The organism is Agromyces badenianii, assembly GCF_003070885.1.
GTDB classification, from domain to species: Bacteria; Actinomycetota; Actinomycetes; order Actinomycetales; family Microbacteriaceae; genus Agromyces; species Agromyces badenianii.
In genome coordinates this window covers 2,223,039-2,244,321 of record NZ_CP028913.1, presented here as the reverse complement: position 1 = coordinate 2,244,321, position 21,283 = coordinate 2,223,039, and the positions used below count along the sequence as shown (strand labels likewise).

Genomic DNA, 21,283 nt, shown 5'->3' with positions numbered 1-21,283 from the left:
ACCATGACCGAACCCGCCATCGTGCTCGGGCCGAACCAGTACGGCAAGGCCGAAGTGCGCGTCGTCAAGGTCACGCGCGAAACGGCCCGGCACGAGATCGAGGATCTCAACGTCACCTCGCAGCTGCGCGGCGACTTCGATCGGGCCCACCTCGCGGGCGACAACTCGCACGTGATCGCGACCGACACCCAGAAGAACACCGTCTTCGCATTCGCGCGCGGGGGCATCGGGTCACCGGAGGCGTTCCTGCTGCGGCTCGCCGAGCATTTCACGAGCGAGTTCGACTGGGTGAGCGGCGGCCGCTGGGAGGCCGAGAGCTTCGCCTGGGATCGCATCGAGGTGCAGGGCGCGGCGCACGACCACTCCTTCGTGCGGTCGGGGCGCGAGACGCGCACCGCCGTCGTCGTCGCCGACGGCGCCGCGCGCCACGTGATCGGCGGACTGAAGGGCTTGACCGTGCTGAAGACGACGGAGTCGGGGTTCGAGGGGTTCCCTCGGGATCAATACACGACGCTCGCTGAGACGAGCGACCGCGTCCTCGCCACGGATGTCGCGGCGAGGTGGCTCTATGCTCGCCGCGAGGGCGAGGGCGAGGGCGAGGGCGAGGGCGAGGGCGAGGGCGAGGGCGAGGGCGACGGCGACGGCGGGCCCGACTACGACGCGAGCTACGAGCGGGTGCGCGCCCTCCTGCTCGAGGCCTTCGCGCAACGGCACTCGCCGGCCCTCCAGGCGACGCTGTTCGAGATGGGTTCGCGGGTGCTCGAGGAATGCCCCGAGATCGCCGAGATCCGCTTCTCGATGCCGAACAAGCACCACTTCGTCGTCGACCTCACCCCGTTCGGACTCGACAACCCCAACGAGGTGTTCTACGCCGCCGATCGTCCGTACGGGCTCATCGAGGCTGCCGTCACGCGGGAGGGTGTCGTGAGTCCGGCCGCGGCCTGGGAGGGCATCGCAGGATTCTGCTGAGCGCGGTCGACGGCGGCAGTGCTCAGGGACTCCCGCTGCCGGGCCATGCGCGCTAGCGTCGAGGCATGCGCATCCTCCTCATCGGCGCCGGGGGCGTCGGAGACGCCATCGCCAAGATCGCCGCTCGCCGTGATTTCTTCGAGCTGCTCGTGATCGCCGACTACGACGAGGCGCGTGCCGAGCGCACGCTCGCGTGGATTCGGGCGAAGCACGGCGACGAGGTCGCGAGCCGATTCGACACGACGCAGATCGACGCGAGCGACCCCTACGTCGTCACGGCGGTCGCACTCGAGTTCGACGCGACCCACGTCATGAACGCCGTGGAGCCGAAGTTCGTGCCGTCGATCTTCGCCGGTGCGCTCGCCGCGGGCGCCGACTACCTCGACATGGCGATGAGCCTGTCGGAGCCGCATCCGAGCGAGCCGCACTCGCTCACGGGGGTGAAGCTCGGCGACGACCAGTTCGCGCAAGCGGGCGACTGGGATGCCGCGGGCAGGCTCGCGCTCGTCGGCATGGGCGTCGAGCCCGGCCTCTCCGACGTGTTCGCCCGCTATGCCGCCGATCATCTCTTCAGCGAGATCGACGAGCTCGGCGTGCGCGACGGCGCGAACCTCGTCGTCACCGACGAGGAGGGCAACGAGATCTTCGCCCCGAGCTTCTCGATCTGGACGACGATCGAGGAGTGCCTGAATCCGCCCGTCGTCTGGGAGAAGGACGCGGGCTGGTTCACGACTGCGCCGTTCTCGGAGCCCGAGACCTTCGTCTTCCCAGAGGGCATCGGTCCGGTCGAGTGCGTCAACGTCGAGCACGAGGAGGTGCTCCTCATGCCCCGCTGGGTCGATGCGAAGCGCGTCACCTTCAAGTACGGGCTCGGCGCGGAGTTCATCAACGTGCTGCAGGTGCTGCACCTGCTGGGCCTCGACTCGACGAGCCCGGTCACGGTGCGGAGCGAGACCGGCCCGGCGCATGTCGCGCCGCGCGACGTCGTCGCCGCTTCGTTGCCCGATCCCGCGACGATCGGCCCGCGCATGACCGGCAAGACGTGCGCCGGGCTCTGGGTCACCGGCACCGGCGTCGACGGCGAGCCGCGGGAGGTGTACCTCTTCCACGTGAGCGACAACGAGTGGACGATGCGCGAGTACGAGAGCCAGTGCGTGGTCTGGCAGACCGCGCTGAACCCGGTCATCGCCCTCGAACTGCTCGCGACCGAGGTGTGGCAGGGGCGCGGTGTGCTCGGCCCCGAGGCGTTCGACGCGGCGCCGTTCCTCGAACTCATGGCGAGGCCGGTCGCCGAGGGCGGGTACGGCCAGGCCTGGGGCATCGAGGACCGGCTGGGGTGACCGCCACGACCCGTGCACCGGTCGTCGCCGGATGGCCCGCGGCCGTCGAGCTCGCCGACGCCGCCGACGCGCGTGCGGGTGTCGAGACGCGGCAGGCGACCACCGCAGAGCTCGACGGCGTGCTCGCCAGGTTCGAATCGACGTGGGGCGCGGGTCGAGGTCCCGACCGCTCGATGCTGCAGGCGCTCGCGCACGCGGGCAACACCGTGCTGGTGGCGGTGCCCGTGCAGCCATCGGCGGCGGGGGAGCCGAACCGGCGCGACCACCCGGGGAACGATGTGCTCGGGGCGACCCTCGGCTTCCTCGGCTGGCAGGGCGGCATCCACCTGCACTCGCACATGAACGCCGTCGACCGGGCCGCCCGCGGACGCGGTGTCGGACTCGCCCTGAAGCTGCGCCAGCGCGCCCTCTGCCTCGAGCACGGCATCACCGAGATGCGCTGGACCTTCGACCCGCTCATCCGCCGCAACGCCCGAATGAACCTTGTGCGTCTCGGCACCGAGGTCATCGCCTTCCACCCCGACTTCTACGGGCGGATGGACGACCGCATCACGGGTGCCGACCGGAGCGACCGCTTCGAGGTGCGCTGGCGCCTCGAGTCGGCCCGCACCGCCCGCGCGCTCGCCCGGCTTCGGCAGCCCGTCTGGTCGTCGCGCGGCCGATTCGCCCTCGTGCACGACTTCGAGGCGCTGCGAGCGGATGACCCGGCCGCCGCCGCTCGCCTGCGCGAGCGTTCGCGCGAGGCCTTCGCCGCTCTCGCCGACCCGTCGGTGCGCCCCGAGCTCGACACCGCCGGCGATTACGTCTTCACCACCGACGACCCCGATCGGGAGCCCGAATGACCACGACCACACGCACGCCGCGCATCGAGGCGATCGAGCTGCACCGCGTCGAGGTGCCGCTCGTGCGTCCCTTCGAGACGAGCTTCGGGCGCGAGACCGTGCGCGAAGCGCTGCTCGTGCGGGTTCGCACCGACACGGGTGACGGCTGGGGCGAATGCGTGGCTGGCCGCGACCCCTTCTACTCCGCCGAATACGTCGGCGGCGCGGCATCCGTCATCGAGCGGTACCTCGCACCGGCCCTGCTCGACGCCCGCGAGATCCGGGCGGTCGCGGGCGACGACCCCCGTTCGGTCGGAGTGCCGCTCGCGGCATCCGTGGCGCCGGCGCTCGCCGTCGTCGCCGGCCATCGCATGGCGAAGGGCGCCATCGAGGCGGCCGTGCTCGACGCCGAGCTGCGGGCACAGGGGCGGCCGATGGGCGAGGCGTTCGGTGCGGTGCGCGGCTGGGTCGACTGCGGAGTCTCGGTCGGCATCGCCTCGACGATCGAGGAACTGCTCGACGAGGTCGCGGGCTACGCCGAGGCCGGCTACCGGCGCATCAAGCTGAAGATCAAGCCCGGGTGGGACCTCGTGCCGGTCGGCGCGGTGCGCGAGCTCATCGGACCCGATGCGCTGCTTCAGGTGGACGCGAACACGGCGTACACCGCCGACGACATCCCGCTGCTCGCGAGCCTCGACGCGTTCGGGCTGCTCCTCATCGAGCAGCCGTTCGCCGAGGAGGACCTCGCCGCGCACGCCCGGCTCGCGAGCGCCTGCGAGACGCCCGTCTGCCTCGACGAGTCGATCCTCGACGTCACGACCGCGGTGGATGCGATCGAGCGCGGCGCGACCTCGGTCGTGAACATCAAGCCCGGTCGCATGGGCGGCTACCTCGAGGCGTTGCGGGTGCACGACGTGTGCCGCGCGCTCGACGTGCCCGTGTGGTGCGGCGGCATGCTCGAGACCGGCATCGGCCGCGCCGCGAACGTCGCGCTCGCCGCGCTGCCCGGCTTCGTGCTGCCCGGCGACACCTCGGCGTCGTCGCGGTACTACGCTGAAGACCTCACCGAGCCGTTCGAACTCGGCGAGGGCGAGCACCGCGGGCAGCTGCAGGTTCCGGATGCCCCGGGCACCGGCGTCACCGTGCGCGAGGAACTCCTGCGCGAGTGGGCGAGCGCGGCGCCGATCATCCTCGCGCGCTGACGCGCTGCGCCACCGCGCGGCCGCGCGGCCAGCGCTCGTCGGAGGGAGGTTCTCGCGTCGGAGTCACCCCCTCCGCGTCCTCCGACACGAGAACCTCACTCCGACGCGACGCGACGCTGGCGGGACCGACTCACTCGTCGAGGAGCGTGAGCGCACGCTCGCCGATCTCCGCGGCCGACTCGGCGTGCCCGGGGTCGTCGTCGATCGCGAACCAGGTCGACGACAGGGCGCACCACGCGACGAGCCATCGGGCGAGCCGTGCCCGTTCGACGCCGGTCGCATCGACGACCACGCCGAACTGGCGTTCGAGCCGGCCCGGGCGCAGCGCCCGCTCGTGCGACGGATTGCAGAGCACATTGCAGTAGTCGAAGGCGGCCTCGCCCGTGAGCCCCTTCGGATCGATCGCGAGCCAGCCGCGCTCGCCGAAGTCGAGCACGTTGCCGTGGTGGAGGTCGCCGTGCAGCACGACGGGTTCCCGCGGGTCGTCGAGGAGCTGTTCGGCGAGGTCGGCTCCGCGGCGGTGCAGCGCTCCGATCCGGTCGGCGTTGGCGAAGAGCTCGCGGAACCACGTCGGCAGGTCGATGAGCTCGGGCGGATCCTCCCGCTCGAGCACTGCGCCCGGCGCGACGTGGATTCGGCCCGCCGCCGCGCAGATCGTGCGAGTGGCGTCGTCGTCGCGGCCGTCAGCCACCATGCGCACGAGGTCACGGGCGCCGGTCGCGCGTTCGAGCAGGATCGCGGCGCCGCTCCGCTCGAGCACTCGCGCCGCGCCGTGTCCGTCGAGGGCGACGAGGAGGTCGGCTCCGCGTACCTCCTCGGGGGCGTGCGCGAGTTTCAGCATGGCCGGCTCGCCGCTCATCGTCTGCACCGGGATGAGCGTGCTCGACGCCGTCGTGACCGCGTCGCCGACGGGGCGCAGCCGCCACCGCCGCAACCAGGCGAGCTCGCCGGCGTGTCCCGGGTCCACCGGGCCGAGGTCGCTCACGGCCGCGCCCACTCCTTGCCCGCCCACGGGTCGTAGTCGACCTCGAGCGGCTCCTGCTCGGGTCGCCGTGCCTCGGGCACGTGCTGCAGGTTCACCCGGATGCGGTACCAGAGCGAGGAACTGCCGCGCATGCCGTCGACGAGGGTGTCGGCGGGGTGGAGCAGGGCGACGACATCGGGATGCCGCGCTTTCCACCGTTCGAGCCCCTCGAGCGCCTCGGCCTTCGTGTTCGCCCGTGCGATCTCGATCAGCGGCATCGTCGACGTGCGCCGACCGGAGCCGTCGGAGGATTTCGGCGGCTTCTCGGCCGGGCCGAGCCGCTCGGCGAGCTCGAGCAGCGCGTCGAGCCCGCCGGCGGTCTCGTCGATGCCGGCGGCCGGGTCGCCGCGCTCGGCGAACCGCTCGAGCACCGTCGCGACCGTGAAATGCTCGGGATGGCTGCCCCGCACCTCGTTCCAGTCGAGCGGCGTCGACACCCGCGCGTCGGGCAGCGGCCGGATCGAGTACGCGGATGCCACGGTGCGATCCTTCGCGTTCTGGTTGAAGTCGACGAAGACGCTCTCGCCGCGCTCCTCCTTCCACCACCGCGCGGTGGCGAGCCCGGGGGCGCGGTTCTCGACCTCGCGGGCGAGGGTCTCGGCGGCGAGGCGCACGTCGCGGAAGTTCCAGCGCGGCTCGATGCGCACGCAGATGTGCATGCCGCGCGAGCCCGAGGTCTTCGGCCAGCCGACGAGCCCGTGATCGGCGAGCACCTCACGCGCGACCATGGCCACGTCGACGATCTGGCTCCAGTCCACGCCCGGCATCGGGTCGAGGTCGACCCGCAGCTCGTCGGGGTGGTCGAGGTCTTCGGCCCGAACGGGGTGCGGGTTCAGGTCGAGGCATCCGAGGTTCACGACCCATGCGAGCGCGGCCGGATCGCGGACCACGACCTCGTCGGCCGAATTGCCCGAGGCGTAGTGCAGCGTCGCCGTCTCGATCCACTCGGGCCGATTCTCGGGAGCGCGCTTCTGGAAGAACGCCTCCTGGTCGATGCCCTTCACGAAGCGCTTGAGCACCATCGGGCGCCCGCCGGCGCCGCGCAGGGCCCCGTCGGCGACCGCGAGGTAGTAGGTCACGACGTCGAGCTTCGTCAGGCCGGGCTCTGGGAACACGACCTTGTCTGGGCTGCTGATGCGCACCTCTCGATCGCCGATCAGCAGCACCTCGGCCGTCGACGCCTTGGGGCTCACGTTCTCCACCCTAGGTCTGCGCATCGCGGAATGGGAGGCCCCCGCCTCGGGGGTGCCGCATCATTTCGCCCGGGTCGTTCGCCTGCGCCGTCGATAGGATCGCCCCATGGCCGATGACGCGGTGAAGCAAGCTCAGGAGGCGGCCGCTGCTGCGGCCGAGGCGGCGAAGGCCCTGCAGGCGCAGGCGGCCGAGGCCATCAAGAAGGCCGAGGAGGCCGCGGCGCTCGCGCAAGCGGCTGCCGAGGCGGCGGCGACGGATGCTGCGGCCGCAGCCAGGGCGGCGACGACGGATGCCGCGGCCGGGCCCGAGCAGCCCGCGGCGCCGTCGGCACCAGGCCCCGCCGCATCCGCCGGCCCACTCGACCAGAGCCGCATCGACGCGATCCGCGCCGGCTACGCCTTCGAGGGCGCCGCGCTCGAGATGGGCGCCCTCGTCAACGGCGAGGCGCTGCCGGAGGTGCCGATCCGCATTCCGCTCGCGATGACGAACCGGCACGGACTCGTCGCCGGGGCGACCGGCACCGGCAAGACCCGCACGCTGCAGCTGCTCGCCGAGCGGCTCTCGGCCAACGGCGTCGCCGTGTTCGCCGCCGACATCAAGGGCGACCTCTCGGGCGTCGCGACGCCGGGGGAGGGCAACGAGAAGCTGCTCGAGCGCACGGCGGGCATCGGTCAAGACTGGACGCCTGCGAGTTTCCCGACCGAGTTCTACTCCCTCGGCGGCGTCGGCCGGGGCGTGCCGATCAGGGCGACGATCTCGGGATTCGGGCCGCTGCTGCTCTCGAAGGCGCTCGGCCTCAACGAGACGCAGGAGTCGAGCCTCGGTCTCGTCTTCCACTACGCGAACACGAACAACCTCGCCCTGCTCGACCTCGAAGACCTGCGGGCCGTGCTCGCCTACCTCGTCAGCGATGAGGGCAAGCCCGAACTCGAGGGCCTCGGCGGGCTGTCGAAGGCCACCGTCGGGGTGATCCTGCGCGAACTCATCACCTTCGCCGATCAGGGCGCCGACGTCTTCTTCGGCGAACCCGAGATCGACACGGCCGAGTTCCTGCGCGTGGCATCCGACGGTCGCGGGGTCATCAGCCTGCTCGAGGTGCCGGGCGTCGCCGACAAGCCGGCGCTCTACTCGACCTTCCTCATGTGGCTGCTCGCCGACCTCTTCACCGACCTGCCGGAGGTCGGCGACCTCGACCAGCCCAAGCTCGTGTTCTTCTTCGACGAGGCGCACCTGCTCTTCACGGACGCGTCGAGGGACTTCCTCGCCCAGATCACGCAGACCGTGCGCCTCATCCGCTCGAAGGGCGTCGGCGTTTTCTTCGTGACGCAGACCCCGAAAGACGTGCCCGCCGACGTGCTCGCCCAGCTCGGCTCGCGCGTGCAGCACCAGTTGCGCGCGTTCACCCCCGACGATGCGAAGGCGCTGCGCGCGACCGTCTCGACGTACCCGAAGTCGGGCTACGACCTCGAGGAGACCCTCACCATGCTCGGCACGGGCGAGGCGATCGTCACCGTGATGAACGAGAAGGGCGCTCCCAGCCCGGTCGCCTGGACACGGCTCCGCGCTCCGCAGGCCTCCATGTCGCCGTCGACGGATGCCTCGATCGACGCCGCCGTCGCCGCGTCACCGCTGCTCGCGAAGTACGGCACCGGCATCGACCGGGAGTCGGCGCACGAGATCCTGACGAAGAAGCTCGCGGACGCCGCGGCGAGGGTCGATGCCGAAGAGGCCGCCGCGGCGAAGTCGAAGGCCGACGCGGAGTACGCGAAGATGCAGGCGAAGATCGCCGCGGATGCCGCGAAGGCCGACAAGAAGGCGCAGGCCGAGTACGACCGGCTCATGAAGCAGACCTCGGGATCATCGCGGTCGCGATCGTCACGGTCGTCGCGGTCGAAGGAGAAGTCCGCGCTCGAGCAGGTGCTCGGCTCGAAGGCCACGCAGAATGTGCTGACGAGCGTCATCACCGGCATCTTCGGCATGGCCAAGCGCCGCTGAGGGCGGCCGTCGTGCGGGAGGATGGTCGGGTGCCAGAGATCCGCCAGTACCGCGCCGCCGACCGCGACCAGCTCGCGCACATCTGCCTGCTCACCGCGGCCGCCGGGGGCGATGCGTCAGGGGTCTACTCCGACGACTCGCTGATGCCCGAGGTGTTCGCGCTGCCGTACGTCGAGTACGCGCCCGAGCTCGCCTTCGTCGTGGCCGAGGGCGATCGGGTGCTCGGCTACGTGATCGGCGTGGCCGACACCGCGGCATTCGTCGAGTGGTGGAAGCGCGAATGGTCGCCGGGCTTCGCAGCGAGGCATCCGTCGCCCGGCGCACCGACCGGACACGAGCCGAGATTCACCGAGGCCCGTCTCGTCGAGGCCGGCACCTCGCCCGAGCGCATGCTCATCGACGAACTGGCCGAGTATCCGGCGCACCTGCACATCGACCTGCTGCCCGAACTGCAGGGCCAAGGCTTCGGCCGTCGCCTCATCGGCACCATGCGCGCCGCGCTCGCCGCACGCGGCGTGCCCGCGGTGCACCTCGGCATCGACGCCTCGAACGCCGGAGCGAGAGTCTTCTACGACCGGCTCGGCTTTCACGAGCTGCCCTCGAGCCGGCCGCGATCACCGCTCCTCGGCATCGCCACCGGCGACACCGCACTCAGCGGGTGAGCGAGCGCCGCTCGAACCAGTAGAGAAGGCGCGGATTGGCTTCGCGCAGCTCGGCGAGCGTCATCGGTTCGGATCCGACGGTCTCCTCGACGCCGAGCACATCGGCGACCCGATCCATCGTGGGCTCATCCCAGAATCGGCCTCGCATGCGGAAGGCACCGCGCCCGGTGCGTTCGACAACGAAGAGCTCCTGCGTCGTGTCGAGGCTGTTCGCCCGGTAGAGCTGCACGCGCAGCACCCCGGCGACGTCCCGTGCGGCGACCGTCGAGACCCCGCCGAAGAATCCGTGTTCGACGATGCCGTACTTGCTGATCGATGCGCGGGTGCGTCGATAGCCGAACCACGCGACGAGGATCAGCACCACCCCGACCGACGCCGTCGCCGCGATGACCGGCCAGGATTCGCGCGTGTTCATCAGCCAGAGTTCGGCGGCCAGCAGCGGCAGCGCGAGCGCCGCGATGGTCATGCCGATGCTCCAGCCCAGCGTGCGGCGCGGCCTCAGGGTCTGCACCCCGAGGCCCTCGCCCCCTACTGCCACCGGATCGATGGAGGAGACCCCTGCATCCCCAGTCATGTTTTCCATCGCCGCCGCTGACATCTCTGCAATATTGGTGGGCGACGCCCGGAAACGCTATCCGCATTAATGAGGACAAGCGCCGCGAAACACGAAACGGCCCGCGATTCCGGGCCGATTCGAACCCCGACCGATGCTGCGCGCGCCGGGATTTGCGCACCCGCGCGCCGGGGCGCTGGGGTCTTCCTTGGCGGAGGATGGGGGATTCGATCGCCCGACCGATGCTGCGCGCGCCGGGGCGCTGGGGTCTTGCTTGGCGGAGGATGGGGGATTCGAACCCCCGAGGGCTTGCACCCAACACGCTTTCCAAGCGTGCGCCATAGGCCACTAGGCGAATCCTCCAGGACGGCACGGGCGTTCGAGAACGCGCACGGCCACATGAAATCGTACCCGACTTCCGCGGTCCTCCCGTTCACGGGCGATGGGATGCCTCCGGTGAGCGGAAGCCGCGGGGTGAACGACTCGCAGCGAACGGGGTAGAATGGAAGACGGCTCCCCGCGTGGCGCCATCCAGGCCAACTCCCCCAGGGCGGAAACGCAGCAAGGGTAACCGGGCTCTGGCGGGTGCGCGGGGGGTCTTTTCCGTTCTTGCCGCAGGCGTTCCCGCGGGCAGGCCCCGAGGCGGGTGCCGCCATCACGGTGGGTGGATTCCCAGACCGCCGGTCGGACCCGCACAATAGGGTGGACGGGTGGCGCACCGCATCTACATCTGCTCGGCTGAAGGCAACACCGGCAAGTCCACCGTGGCGCTCGGCGCACTCGACACGCTGACCCGCCGGGCGACGCGGGTCGGGGTGTTCCGGCCGATCGCACGCTCGACGGCCGAACGCGACTACGTGCTCGAGTTGCTCCTCGCCCACGAGGGCGTGGTGCCGATTCCCTACGACGACGCGGTGGGCGTGCGCTACGACGACGTGCACGCAGACCCCGAGGGGGCGCTCGCGACGATCGTGAGCCGCTTCAAGGCGGTCGAAGACCGCTGCGACGCGGTCGTCATCATCGGGTCGGACTTCACGGATGTCGGCAGCCCCACCGAACTCGCCTACAACGCGCGCATCGCCGCGAACCTCGGCGCTCCCGTGCTGCTCGTGCTCGGGGGCCGGGTCGGGCAGGGCCAGGGTCGAAGCACCTCGGAGCGACTCGGGTACTCCGATGCCCGAAGCCCCGAAGATCTCGCCCAGCTCACCGAACTCGCCGTCGAAGAGCTCGAGCGCGAGCACGCGACGCTGCTCGGCATCGTGACCAACCGGGCCGACCCCGAGCGGCTGCAGGAGATCGTCGAGGTCGTCGCCGTCGCCGCCGGGCAGAACGGCGTGCGCGCCACCGGCTTCGGGTCGGCCGCCGAGGCATCCGTCGCCACCTGGGCGATCCCCGAAGACCCATACCTCGTCGCTCCGTCGATGCAGGCGATCATGGTCGCCGTCGACGGCGCCCTGCACGCCGGCGACCCCGAGTTGCTGAACCGCGAGGCGCTCGGTGTCGTCATCGCCGCGATGTCGATGGAGAACGTGCTCACCCGCCTCACCGAGGGCGCGGTGGTGGTCGTGCCGGGCGATCGCAGCGAGGTGCTGCTCGGCGTGCTCACGGCGCACTCGAGCGCGACGTTCCCGTCGCTGTCGGGCATCGTGCTGAACGGCGGGTTCCCGATGGCCGAGCAGGTCGACCGACTCGTCGACGGCCTGAAGGCCGGACTGCCGATCATCCGCACCGAGCTCTCGAGCTACGACACGGCGCTCGCGATCACCCACACGAGAGGGCGACTCGCGGCCGAGTCGCAGCGCAAGCGCGACACGGCGCTCGCCCTCTTCGAGAAGCACATCGACGGGCAGGCGCTGCTCGACCTGCTCGACGTGGCCCGGCCCGAGGTCGTGACGCCGCTCATGTTCGAGTACGACCTGCTCGAGCGCGCACGACACGCGCGCAAGCGCATCGTGCTGCCCGAGGGCTACGACGACCGGGTGCTGCGCGCGGCGGCGACGCTGCTCGCCCGCGACGTCGCCGACCTCACGATCCTCGGCGAAGAGATCGAGGTGCGCTCGCGGGCGATCGGACTCGGCCTCGACATCTCGAATGCCGAGGTGCTCTCGAACCACGATTTCGTGCACGTGACCCGCTTCGCCGAGGAGTACCAGCGTCGTCGTGCGCACAAGGGAGTGACCCTCGAGCAGGCCCGAGAGACCGTGCAAGACGTGTCGTACTTCGGCACCATGATGGTCGAGCTCGGCCTCGCCGACGGCATGGTCTCGGGCGCCGCGCACACGACCGCGCACACGATCCGGCCGTCGTTCGAGGTGATCAAGACGAAGCCCGGCGTCGACGTGGTCTCGAGCGTCTTCCTGATGGCCCTCGCCGACCGGGTGCTCGTCTACGGCGACTGCGCGATCGTGCCCGACCCGACGGCCGAGCAGCTCGCCGACATCGCGATCTCCTCGGCCGAGACGGCGACCCAGTTCGGAATCGCGCCGCGCGTCGCGATGCTCTCGTACTCGACCGGTGAATCAGGTTCGGGGGCCGATGTCGACAAAGTGCGACGGGCCACCGAGCTCGTGCGTGAGCGCGCCCCGCACCTCGCCGTCGAGGGGCCGATCCAATACGACGCGGCCGCCGATGCCGCAGTGGCGCGCACGAAGCTGCCGGAGTCGGAGGTCGCCGGGCGGGCGACGGTGTTCATCTTCCCCGACCTCAACACGGGCAACAACACCTACAAGGCGGTGCAGCGCTCCTCGGGGGCCGTGGCGATCGGGCCGGTGCTGCAGGGCCTGCGCAAGCCGATCAACGACCTCTCCCGCGGCGCGCTCGTGCAAGACATCGTCAACACCGTGGCGATCACGGCGATCCAGGCGGCGGATGCCTCGTGAGCATCGTGCTCGTCGTGAACTCGGGTTCCTCGTCACTGAAGTACCAGCTCATCGACGTCGAGGCGTCGCAGACGCTCGCGAGCGGGCTCGTCGAGCGCATCGGCCGCGGCGTCGGCCACGCCCGTCATCACCGTGACGGTTCGGGCGACGATGCCGCAGGCTCGACGTGGGACGCGGCCGTCGAGGTGCCCGACCACGAGGCCGCCTTCGCGGTGATGCTCGAGGCCTTCGCCGCCCACGGCCCGTCGCTCGAGGCGCACCCGCCGATCGCGGTCGGCCACCGGGTCGTGCAGGGCGGTGCACGCTTCTTCGAGCCGACCGTCATCACGCCGCTCGTGAAGATCAACATCGACGAGCTCGCGGCGCTCGCGCCGCTCCACAACCCCGCGAACCTCGAGGGCATCGAGGCGGCGCAGCGCGCGTTTCCCGACGTGCCGCACGTCGCCGTCTTCGACACCGCGTTCCACCAGACGATGCCGCCGGCCGCCTACACCTACGCGATCGACCGCGAGCTCGCGGCGAAGCACCGCATCCGCCGCTACGGCTTCCACGGCACCTCGCACCGCTTAGTCTCGCGGGCTGCGGCCGCCTTCCTCGGGCGTCCCGTCGAAGAGTTGCGCATGATCGTGCTGCACCTCGGCAACGGGGCATCCGCGTGCGCGGTCGCCGAAGGTCGTTCGGTCGAGACGAGCATGGGCATGACTCCGCTCGAGGGGCTCGTCATGGGCACCCGCTCCGGCGACATCGATCCCGCGGTGCTGCTGCACCTCGAGCGCCGGGCCGGCCTCGACGCCGATGGCGTCGATCGCCTGCTGAACTCGCAGAGCGGCATCCTCGGTCTCGGCGGGCACGCCGACATGCGCGATCTCGTGGCCGCACGTGATGCGGGCGACGAGGCGGCGACCCTCGCGCTCGACGTGTACGCGCACCGCGTCCGCGGCTACGTGGGCGCGTACGCGGCGCAGCTCGGCCGGGTCGACGCGATCGTCTTCACCGCGGGTGTCGGCGAGAATGCGCCCCTCGTGCGCGAGCTCTCGCTCGCCGGGCTCGAGGCGTTCGGGGTCGAGCTCGACGCCGAGCGCAATCACGCACGGGGTGACGACGCCCGCCGCATCTCGACCGACGCCTCGAAGACCGCCGTGCTCGTCGTGCCGACGAATGAAGAGCTCGAGATCGCCCGCCAGACGCTCGAGCTCGTCGCCGCCTGATCCGCGTCGCTTCAGCCTCGCCGGCGCACGGCGCGGGCGCATTCGGTCGGATCCCCGCGCCATCGGGGCGGGCGCGTTCGTGGTCCTGCGCCCGTTCGCCGGGCTCGCACTAGTACGCACCCCTACCGGGGTACGGGGGTGAAATGGCTCACCCGTGTGATGCGACGGGCACCGGGAGCTTCCTACGCTCGCCTGACGGTCGAACCGACCGTGGTAGTCCACGCACCCGAAGCGTTCGTCTGAGTCTCATTCGTGCATTCGGCCGAGGAGATGAGCGCACGTGAGCCTGCAGATCGTAGAACGCCCTGACGGTGCACAGGGCACCATGTCGCCCGTCATCCGCACGGCCGGCCGCCGCAGGGACGACGTCGATCCGGCGCAGAGCGGATTCGCCCGGCTCTCGCGCCAGATCAAGGCCGAGGGGCTGCTCGACCGGTTCGTGGGCTTCTACGTGCGAAAGGCCGTGTTCTGGGCGCTCGTGCTCGGCGCGGCCGTCGCGGCATCCGTCGCCATCGGCGATTCGTGGTGGCAGCTCGCCGTCGCCGGCGCGCTCGGTGTCGTCTTCACGCAGTTCGCCTTCATGGCGCACGAGGCCTCGCATCGGCAGGTGTTCCGTTCGGGGCCGGCCAACGACTGGGCCGGACTGATCCTCGCGAACCTCGTGGTCGGCATCAGCTACAGCTGGTGGATGAACAAGCACACCCGCCATCACGGCAACCCCAACGTCATCGGCAGAGACCCCGACATCGCGAAGGACACGATCTCCTTCCTCGAAGAGGATGCCGCGGCGAGCCGTGGGCTCGTGCGGTTGATCACGCGCAAGCAGGGCTACCTCTTCTTCCCGCTGCTGCTGCTCGAGGGCATCAACCTGCACGTGCACGGCATCCGCCACGTGCTCGGCAAGGGCGCAGTGAAGCGTCGCCGGCTCGAGATCACGCTCATCGCAGTTCGCCTGGTCGGCGTCGTGGCACTCGTGTTCTGGGCCTTCCCGCCGCTGCTCGCAACCGTGTTCCTGCTCGTGCAGCTCGGGGTGTTCGGGGTGTACATGGGGGCCTCGTTCGCCCCCAACCACAAGGGCATGCCCCTCATTCCGCGGGGCGTGCGCGTCGACTTCCTCGAGCGCCAGGTGCTCACGAGCCGCAACATCCGCGGCGGCAGGTTCATGGACTCGTTCATGGGCGGCCTGAACTACCAGATCGAGCACCACCTGTTCCCGAGCATGGCGCGGCCCGCGCTCGCGCGCACGCAGCAGATCGTGCGCGAGTACTGCCGTGAGAACGACGTGCGCTACACCGAGACCGGTCTCGTCGAGTCGTACGCGATCGTCATCGCGTACCTGAACCGCGTCGGACTCGCCGCGCGCGACCCCTTCGACTGCCCGATGATCTCCGAATACCGCCGCCGCGACTGAGGTTCGGCGAGAGCGCGGGCGATCGCCGGCCGCCGGCTCCGGCCGTCGCCGTCAGCGCGCGAGCCGGGCGCAGTCGATGCAGAGCTCGGCCGTCGGCCGGGCCTCGAGGCGCGGCACGGTGATGCGCTTCCCGCATTTGTTGCACGTGCCGTAGGTGCCGTCGGCGATGCGGGCCAGGGCATGATCGATGTCGGCGAGCTCGGCACGCGCGTCGGCGAGCACCGCGGTGCGCTGCGACCACTCCTGCGTCATCGTGGGGCCCTCGGGGTCGTGCTCGTCGTCGGCCGACGCGCCCGACCTAGCGGCTCGCACCTCGGTCATGACGTCGCCGAACTCGGCGAATCGGCCCTCGGCATCCGCCCGTTCCTTCAGCAACTTCGCCTGGAACCGTTCGAGCTGTGCCGGTGTCATCATCGATGTCATCGCGCCCCCTTCCGATCCCCGAATGGTACGCCAGAGACATCCTGCCGTCGTGTCAGACGCGGCAACTACGATTGATGCGTGGTCACCGCCCTCTATCGCCGCTACCGGCCCGAGACATTCGCCGAGATGATCGGCCAGTCCCAGGTGACGGAGCCGCTCATGACGGCGCTCCGCACCGATCGTGTCAATCACGCCTACCTGTTCAGCGGCCCCCGCGGCTGCGGCAAGACGACGTCGGCGCGCATTCTCGCGCGCTGCCTCAACTGCGCAGAGGGCCCGACGGATGTCCCGTGCGGGGTCTGCCCCAGCTGCGTCGAGCTCTCTCGTGGCGGCGGCGGTTCGCTCGATGTCGTCGAGATCGATGCCGCGAGCCACAACGGCGTCGACGACGCTCGCGACCTGCGCGAGCGCGCCGTCTTCGCTCCAGCCCGCGACCGGTTCAAGATCTTCATCCTCGATGAGGCCCACATGGTCACGCCGCAGGGCTTCAACGCACTGCTGAAGCTCGTCGAAGAGCCGCCCGAGCACATCAAGTTCATCTTCGCGACCACCGAGCCCGACAAGGTGCTCGGCACCATCCGCTCGCGTACGCACCACTACCCGTTCCGACTGGTGCCGCCGGGCCCCATGCTCGAGTACGTGCAGCAGCTCTGCACCGAAGAGGGCGTCGAGGTCGCGCCCGGCGTGCTGCCCCTCGTGGTGCGCGCCGGCGGCGGGTCGCCGCGAGACGCGCTGTCGTTGCTCGATCAGCTCATCGCCGGCTCCGAAGGGCCGACGATCGACTACGAGCGAGCAGTCGCGCTGCTCGGCTACACCCACGGTGCGCTGCTCGACGAGGTCGTCGATGCCATCGGCGCCGGCGACGCAGCCGGTGCCTTCGCCGCGGCCGATCGGGTCGTGCAGACCGGTCAAGACCCGAGGCGTTTCGTCGAAGACCTGCTCGAGCGCCTGCGCGACCTCATCGTCGTCGCCGCCTCGTCGCCAGAGGCGGCCGCGGCCGTGCTGCGCGGCGTTCCCGAAGACGAGCTCGCCCGCATGGCCGCCCAGGCGGCCGCGTTCGGTCAGGCCGAGCTCTCGCGAGTGGCCGACCTCGTCAATCAGACGCTCACCGAGATGACGGGCGCCACCTCGCCGAGGCTCCACCTCGAACTCATGCTCGCGCGCGTGCTCGTGCCGTCGGCCGACGACACCGAGCGCGGCGCGCTCGCCCGGGTCGAGCGGCTCGAACGTCGCGTCGGTGTCGCCGCTGCCGCAGAAGGGCCGGCGGCCGGTACCGAGTCGCGCCCCGCGGCGCAGGCGACCGCGGCGCCGGTCGCTCCCGCGGCTCGAACCGCACCCGAGCCGGCGCGGCAGACGGCCGCTGCCGCGACGTCGCCGGCTGTGCCGGCGGCAGACGCCGTCGCGGCAGCCACCGTCGCAGCGGCGAAGCCCGCGGCCGAGGCAGCCGCACCGGTGAAACCGGTCGGACCGGTCACCCTGCAGCAGATCCGCGACGCGTGGCCCGAGGTGCTCGCCTCGCTCCAGCGCACGAAGCGCAGCGCGTGGATGGTGGCGTTCACCGCCCAGGTGCGCGACTTCCGTGACGGCGACGTGCTCGTGCTCACCTTCCCGAGCGAGCACGATGTCGCGGGGTTCCGTGGTGGTGCGCCCGGGCAGAGCGTCAGCGAACTGCTCCGCGGGGCGATCGTCGAGGTGCTCGGGGTGCGCGTGAAGTTCATCGCCAGGGTCGACGCGCCGGGCGGAGCGCAGACGGCGGCTCCGGCCGTGCCAGAGGCGGCTCCGTCAGCTGCGCCGGCTCCGTCAGCGGCCTCCGCCGCTTCGGCTCCCGCCGAAGCTGCTCCCAGCGCGTCGGCTCCCGGCGGGCCGTCGCCGGCGGGTTCCCGCTCGGATTCCGATCGCGCGCCGACCCGGTCCGCGTCAGGTGCGGCACGGCCTGCACCGAGCGGCTCTGCGGGCATGCTGTCGACCGCGGCGGCCACGCCGGCTGCTGCCACGGCCGAGGCCGGCTCGACCTCGGCCGCACCGGCCGGCCCGGTGGACTCCTGGGCGACCGTCGCCATCCCACGCGACCCGACCTCCGATGCAGATGCAGCCGTCGGCGCGGGTGCCGTGTACACGTCGGCAAGCGCCCGCACGGCGACCGCCGTCGCCGAGCGTCCGCAGGGCGATGCGGCAGCATCCGATGACCGATCGAGCGGCCCCTCGTCTGCTCCCGCGATCGCTCCGGCACCCGCGTCCGGTCCGACCGGGCTCGACGAGCTGCCCGACGATGCCGATGCCCCGCCCGAAGACGAAGAGCCGCCCTTCGACCCCGGGCCCGAGCCCGAGATGGTCGTCGAGGCCCCGGCGCACGCCCCCGCCCCGGCGCCCGCCCCGGCCCCGGCTCGAGCTCGCCCGCTGCCGGCCACGGCGCGGGCCGCCGTCGACGGCGGCGTCCAGCGCTACGGCGAGGCCGTCGTTCGCGAGGTGCTCGGTGCGACCTTCCTCGAAGAGGTCGAGGCGCCGGCGCGACCCGGCTTCGGGGAGCGTGGGTAGCCCGTGTACGAAGGCATCGTCCAAGAGTTGATCGATGAACTCGGCCGCCTCCCCGGCATCGGGCCGAAGTCGGCGCAGCGCATCGCATTCCACATCGTGCAGACCGAGCATTTCGACGTCTCCCGGCTCGCCGAGATCCTGATGCAGATCCGCGAGAAGGTGCGATTCTGCGAGATCTGCGGCAACGTCTCCGAAGAGGCGACCTGCGGCATCTGCCGTGACCCGCGTCGCGATCCGGCGCTCATCTGCGTCGTCGAAGAGGCGAAAGACGTCGTCGCGATCGAGCGCACCCGGGAATTCCGCGGGTTCTATCACGTGCTCGGCGGCGCCATCAGCCCGATCGACGGCATCGGGCCAGACGAGCTGCGCATCCGCCAGCTGATGCAGCGACTGGCCGACGGCACGGTCACCGAGGTGATCATCGCCACCGACCCGAACCTCGAGGGCGAGGCGACCGCGACCTACCTCAGCCGGCTGCTCACCACGCTCGAGATCCGGGTCACCCGGCTCGCCTCGGGCCTGCCCGTCGGCGGAGACCTCGAGTACGCCGACGAGGTCACGCTCGGCCGCGCGTTCGAGGGCCGGCGCGTCGTCGGCTGACCCTTGACGGTCCCCACTCCCGCCGCTAGAACGGAGCCATGGCAAGAAACGGTGCGGAGTGGGTCGCCGGGTACCTCGCGGCATGGGAATCGAACGATCCCGAACAGGTCGGCGCGCTCTTCGCCGACGATGCCCGGTACCTCACGAGCCCCGACGCCGAACCGCGCATCGGTCGCGATGCGATCGTCGCGGGCTGGCTCGAAGATATCGATGACCCCGGCACGTGGGCCTTCGACTGGCACATCCTGCACGAACACGACGGGTTCGTCGTCGTGCAGGGGCGCACCGACTATCGTGCAGAGCAGAATTACCTGAACCTCTGGATCGTCCGCCTCGCGGACGACGGCCGAGCCGCCGAGTTCACCGAGTGGTACATGCCGCGCCCGCACGAGGGCTGAGCGTTCGGCGCCGGCGCATCGCGGCAGGCGATGCGTTGCGCACCACTCGGTCTCCGCGGCATCCGAGTCAGCGGAGCACTTCGACGAGCACGATCCACGCCATCAGGATGGCGCTGACGATCGCGAGGACGGAGCCGACCGCCACCAGGATGAGGCCGGCGCCGGCAGCGCCGGCGACGATCAGCACCGCACCGAGGAGGAACACGGCGACCGGCAGCACGCCAGCGATCGACTTCAGTGCGCGGTCGCCGGCCCCGGATCCCGGTTCGCGGGCGATGACGCGCATCGCGTGCACCTGGAACGCGGTGGCGACGAGCGACGCGATGAGCACCACCGCTCCGTACGCCCAGACCGGCTGTCCGGGTACGAGCCCGAGCGCTCCGGCGACGATCGCGAGCACGAGCGTCGCGATCGAGGATGCGGCCCGAGGGGGCAGGGTCTTCGAGGTCATGATCGTCGAGATGTTCACCGACATCGCGACGATGAGCAGGCCCGCGAGGGCGGCGGTCGCGCCGACCATCGCGACATTGAACTCCGTCCAGCCCTCGAGCGCCTCCGACATGTGCTCACGCTACCGTCGCCCGGCCGAGCGTCACATGGTCGGGCGCGTATGCGCCCCGCCGTATGATGGTGATTTCGGCGCGGGCCACCCGAGCGGCCGCCAGCGAAACCACCCCTGGGAGACCACGTGAGCTTGATCGTGCAGAAGTTCGGCGGGTCCTCCGTCGCCGACGCCGAGAGCATCAAGCGGGTCGCCAAGCGCATCGTCGAGACCCGCAAGGCGGGCAACGACGTCGTCGTGGCGGTTTCCGCGATGGGCGACTCGACCGACGAACTGCTCGATCTGGCGAACGAGGTTACGCCGATCCCCGCGCCGCGCGAACTCGACATGCTGCTCTCCGCCGGCGAGCGCATCTCGATGGCGCTGCTCGCGATGGCGATCAAGGGCATGGGCCACGAGGCGCGCTCGTTCACGGGCAGCCAGGCCGGCATGATCACGGATGCCACGCACGGCGCAGCGCGCATCGTCGACGTCACGCCGGTTCGGCTGCGCGAGGCGCTCGACGACGGCGCCATAGTGATCGTCGCCGGATTCCAGGGCTTCAACCGCGACACCCGCGACATCACGACCCTCGGCCGGGGCGGCAGCGACACCACGGCGGTCGCCCTCGCAGCCGCGCTCCAAGCCGATGTGTGCGAGATCTACACCGACGTCGACGGCGTGTTCACCGCCGACCCGCGCGTCGTGAAGAAGGCCCGCAAGCTCGACCGCATCACGAGCGAAGAGATGCTCGAGCTCGCGTCGTCCGGTGCCAAGGTCCTTCACATCCGCGCAGTGGAATACGCCCGCCGGCACGGCGTCACCCTGCACGTGCGCTCGTCGTTCAACAACAGCGAGGGGACCATCGTCTACGACCCCGCGCGCCTTCCCGAAGGAGAAGCTGTGGAAGAGTCCGTCATCGCCGGTGTCGCCGTCGATCTGAGCGAGGCGAAGATCACGGTCGTCGGCGTGCCCGACAAGCCGGGCGTCGCAGCGAAGATCTTCAAGATCGTCGCCGGTGCGAACGCGAACGTCGACATGATCGTGCAGAACGTCTCCGCCGCGTCGACCGGGCGCACGGACATCTCGTTCACCCTCCCGAAGTCCGACGGCGAACGTGCGCTCACCGCGCTCGCGGGTTCGCAGGAGGCCGTCGGCTTCCTCTCGCTGCAGTACGACGACCAGATCGGCAAGCTCTCGCTCGTGGGCGCGGCCATGCGCTCGGCCACGGGTGTCTCGGCGCGGCTCTTCGAGGCGCTCTACGACGCGGGCATCAACATCGAGATGATCTCGACGAGCGAGATCCGCATCTCGGTCGTGACCCGCGCCGACAGCGTGCACGCCGCCGCGCGAGCCGTGCACTCGGCGTTCGAGCTCGACGGCGACGACGACGCGATCGTGCACGCGGGCACCGGGCGCTGACCGGCGGGCGGATGCGTGCATCCGCCCGATCATCGACATCCTCGCGGATCCCGGGGTATTCCTGCCAAGGTTCCGCGAACCGACGGCCGTCATTCGCCACGGCTGG

Annotated in this window: 18 protein-coding genes, 1 tRNA gene and 1 other RNA gene; 14 read left to right on the top strand and 6 right to left on the bottom strand. The window is 70.8% G+C overall.

The genetic code is table 11. The features are described 5' to 3' along the window. Positions 1 to 3 precede the first annotated feature (3 nt). From pucL to menC, 4 genes are all read left to right on the top strand, one after another. Positions 4 to 969, top strand: coding sequence for a factor-independent urate hydroxylase (gene pucL, locus DCE93_RS10615; protein ID WP_108595857.1), 966 nt, complete (start codon positions 4 to 6; stop codon positions 967 to 969). 65 nt (positions 970 to 1,034) lie between these two features. Next, positions 1,035 to 2,309 carry a saccharopine dehydrogenase family protein gene (locus tag DCE93_RS10610; protein WP_108595856.1) on the top strand — a complete coding sequence of 425 codons (1,275 nt, stop codon included), beginning with the start codon at positions 1,035 to 1,037 and terminating at the stop codon, positions 2,307 to 2,309. After that, positions 2,306 to 3,151 (top strand): hypothetical protein, encoded by an 846-nt coding sequence (locus tag DCE93_RS14600; protein WP_165906002.1) that lies wholly within the window; start codon positions 2,306 to 2,308, stop codon positions 3,149 to 3,151. Before DCE93_RS10610 ends, DCE93_RS14600 begins: the two co-directional genes overlap by 4 nt. Beyond that, positions 3,148 to 4,332, top strand: a complete 1,185-nt coding sequence (gene menC, locus DCE93_RS10600; protein ID WP_108595855.1) for an o-succinylbenzoate synthase — start codon at positions 3,148 to 3,150, stop codon at positions 4,330 to 4,332. The genes DCE93_RS14600 and menC overlap by 4 nt, the downstream gene beginning before the upstream one ends. 130 nt (positions 4,333 to 4,462) lie before the next feature. Here the strand turns inward: menC and DCE93_RS10595 are convergent, their stop codons facing one another. Both DCE93_RS10595 and ligD read right to left on the bottom strand, forming a co-directional pair. Next, a complete protein-coding gene (locus tag DCE93_RS10595) occupies positions 4,463 to 5,317 on the bottom strand; it encodes an aminoglycoside phosphotransferase family protein (RefSeq protein ID WP_244284151.1) in 855 nt (284 codons plus the stop codon). Beyond that, positions 5,314 to 6,549 (bottom strand): non-homologous end-joining DNA ligase, encoded by a 1,236-nt coding sequence (gene ligD, locus DCE93_RS10590; RefSeq protein ID WP_205647421.1) that lies wholly within the window; start codon positions 6,547 to 6,549, stop codon positions 5,314 to 5,316. The genes DCE93_RS10595 and ligD overlap by 4 nt, the downstream gene beginning before the upstream one ends. A gap of 106 nt (positions 6,550 to 6,655) precedes the next feature. Between ligD and DCE93_RS10585 the strand changes: the two genes are divergently transcribed. Together DCE93_RS10585 and DCE93_RS10580 are read left to right on the top strand one after the other, a co-directional pair. Beyond that, entirely contained in the window at positions 6,656 to 8,545 is a 1,890-nt protein-coding gene (locus tag DCE93_RS10585) for a helicase HerA-like domain-containing protein (RefSeq protein ID WP_108595853.1), read from the top strand. Between the two features lie 29 nt (positions 8,546 to 8,574). Beyond that, on the top strand, positions 8,575 to 9,207 hold the full coding sequence (locus tag DCE93_RS10580; protein WP_244284150.1) for a GNAT family N-acetyltransferase: 633 nt from the start codon (positions 8,575 to 8,577) through the stop codon (positions 9,205 to 9,207). On the opposite strand, the gene DCE93_RS14595 is transcribed toward DCE93_RS10580, so the two are convergent. Further along, on the bottom strand, positions 9,197 to 9,781 hold the full coding sequence (locus tag DCE93_RS14595; protein WP_168186205.1) for a hypothetical protein: 585 nt from the start codon (positions 9,779 to 9,781) through the stop codon (positions 9,197 to 9,199). The genes DCE93_RS10580 and DCE93_RS14595 overlap by 11 nt on opposite strands. Before the next feature lie 254 nt (positions 9,782 to 10,035). Next, positions 10,036 to 10,123 (bottom strand) — tRNA-Ser (locus tag DCE93_RS10570). A 145-nt stretch (positions 10,124 to 10,268) separates the two neighbouring features. Between DCE93_RS10570 and ffs the strand changes: the two genes are divergently transcribed. The 4 genes from ffs (at position 10,269) to DCE93_RS10550 (ending at position 15,258) form a co-directional block, all read left to right on the top strand. After that, an RNA gene (gene ffs / locus DCE93_RS10565) (signal recognition particle sRNA small type) lies at positions 10,269 to 10,365 on the top strand. A 105-nt stretch (positions 10,366 to 10,470) separates the two neighbouring features. Then, positions 10,471 to 12,639, top strand: coding sequence for a phosphate acetyltransferase (pta, locus tag DCE93_RS10560; protein ID WP_108595851.1), 2,169 nt, complete (start codon positions 10,471 to 10,473; stop codon positions 12,637 to 12,639). Continuing rightward, complete coding sequence (locus tag DCE93_RS10555) at positions 12,636 to 13,847, top strand: acetate/propionate family kinase (RefSeq protein WP_108595850.1); 1,212 nt, start codon at positions 12,636 to 12,638, stop codon at positions 13,845 to 13,847. Before pta ends, DCE93_RS10555 begins: the two co-directional genes overlap by 4 nt. Positions 13,848 to 14,172: 325 nt before the next feature. Beyond that, positions 14,173 to 15,258 (top strand): fatty acid desaturase family protein, encoded by a 1,086-nt coding sequence (locus DCE93_RS10550; protein ID WP_108595849.1) that lies wholly within the window; start codon positions 14,173 to 14,175, stop codon positions 15,256 to 15,258. Positions 15,259 to 15,309: 51 nt separating this feature from the next. Here DCE93_RS10550 and DCE93_RS10545 read toward each other — a convergent pair whose 3' ends face one another. After that, positions 15,310 to 15,681, bottom strand: a complete 372-nt coding sequence (locus DCE93_RS10545) for a TraR/DksA family transcriptional regulator (RefSeq protein ID WP_235825123.1) — start codon at positions 15,679 to 15,681, stop codon at positions 15,310 to 15,312. A gap of 78 nt (positions 15,682 to 15,759) precedes the next feature. On the opposite strand from DCE93_RS10545, the gene DCE93_RS10540 reads away from it, so the two are divergent. Genes DCE93_RS10540 through DCE93_RS10530 form a run of 3 tightly spaced genes read left to right on the top strand, consistent with a single transcriptional unit; the run spans position 15,760 to position 19,214 of the window. After that, a complete protein-coding gene (locus DCE93_RS10540) occupies positions 15,760 to 18,216 on the top strand; it encodes a DNA polymerase III subunit gamma and tau (RefSeq protein WP_108595848.1) in 2,457 nt (818 codons plus the stop codon). 3 nt (positions 18,217 to 18,219) lie between these two features. Further along, positions 18,220 to 18,816, top strand: a complete 597-nt coding sequence (gene recR / locus DCE93_RS10535; protein WP_108595847.1) for a recombination mediator RecR — start codon at positions 18,220 to 18,222, stop codon at positions 18,814 to 18,816. 38 nt (positions 18,817 to 18,854) lie between these two features. Continuing rightward, complete coding sequence (locus DCE93_RS10530; protein ID WP_108595846.1) at positions 18,855 to 19,214, top strand: nuclear transport factor 2 family protein; 360 nt, start codon at positions 18,855 to 18,857, stop codon at positions 19,212 to 19,214. 67 nt (positions 19,215 to 19,281) lie between these two features. Here DCE93_RS10530 and DCE93_RS10525 read toward each other — a convergent pair whose 3' ends face one another. Then, positions 19,282 to 19,776, bottom strand: a complete 495-nt coding sequence (locus DCE93_RS10525; protein WP_108595845.1) for a hypothetical protein — start codon at positions 19,774 to 19,776, stop codon at positions 19,282 to 19,284. Between the two features lie 126 nt (positions 19,777 to 19,902). Here DCE93_RS10525 and DCE93_RS10520 point away from each other — a divergent pair, with 126 nt between their 5' ends. Beyond that, positions 19,903 to 21,177 carry an aspartate kinase gene (locus DCE93_RS10520; RefSeq protein ID WP_108595844.1) on the top strand — a complete coding sequence of 425 codons (1,275 nt, stop codon included), beginning with the start codon at positions 19,903 to 19,905 and terminating at the stop codon, positions 21,175 to 21,177. Positions 21,178 to 21,283 lie beyond the last annotated feature (106 nt).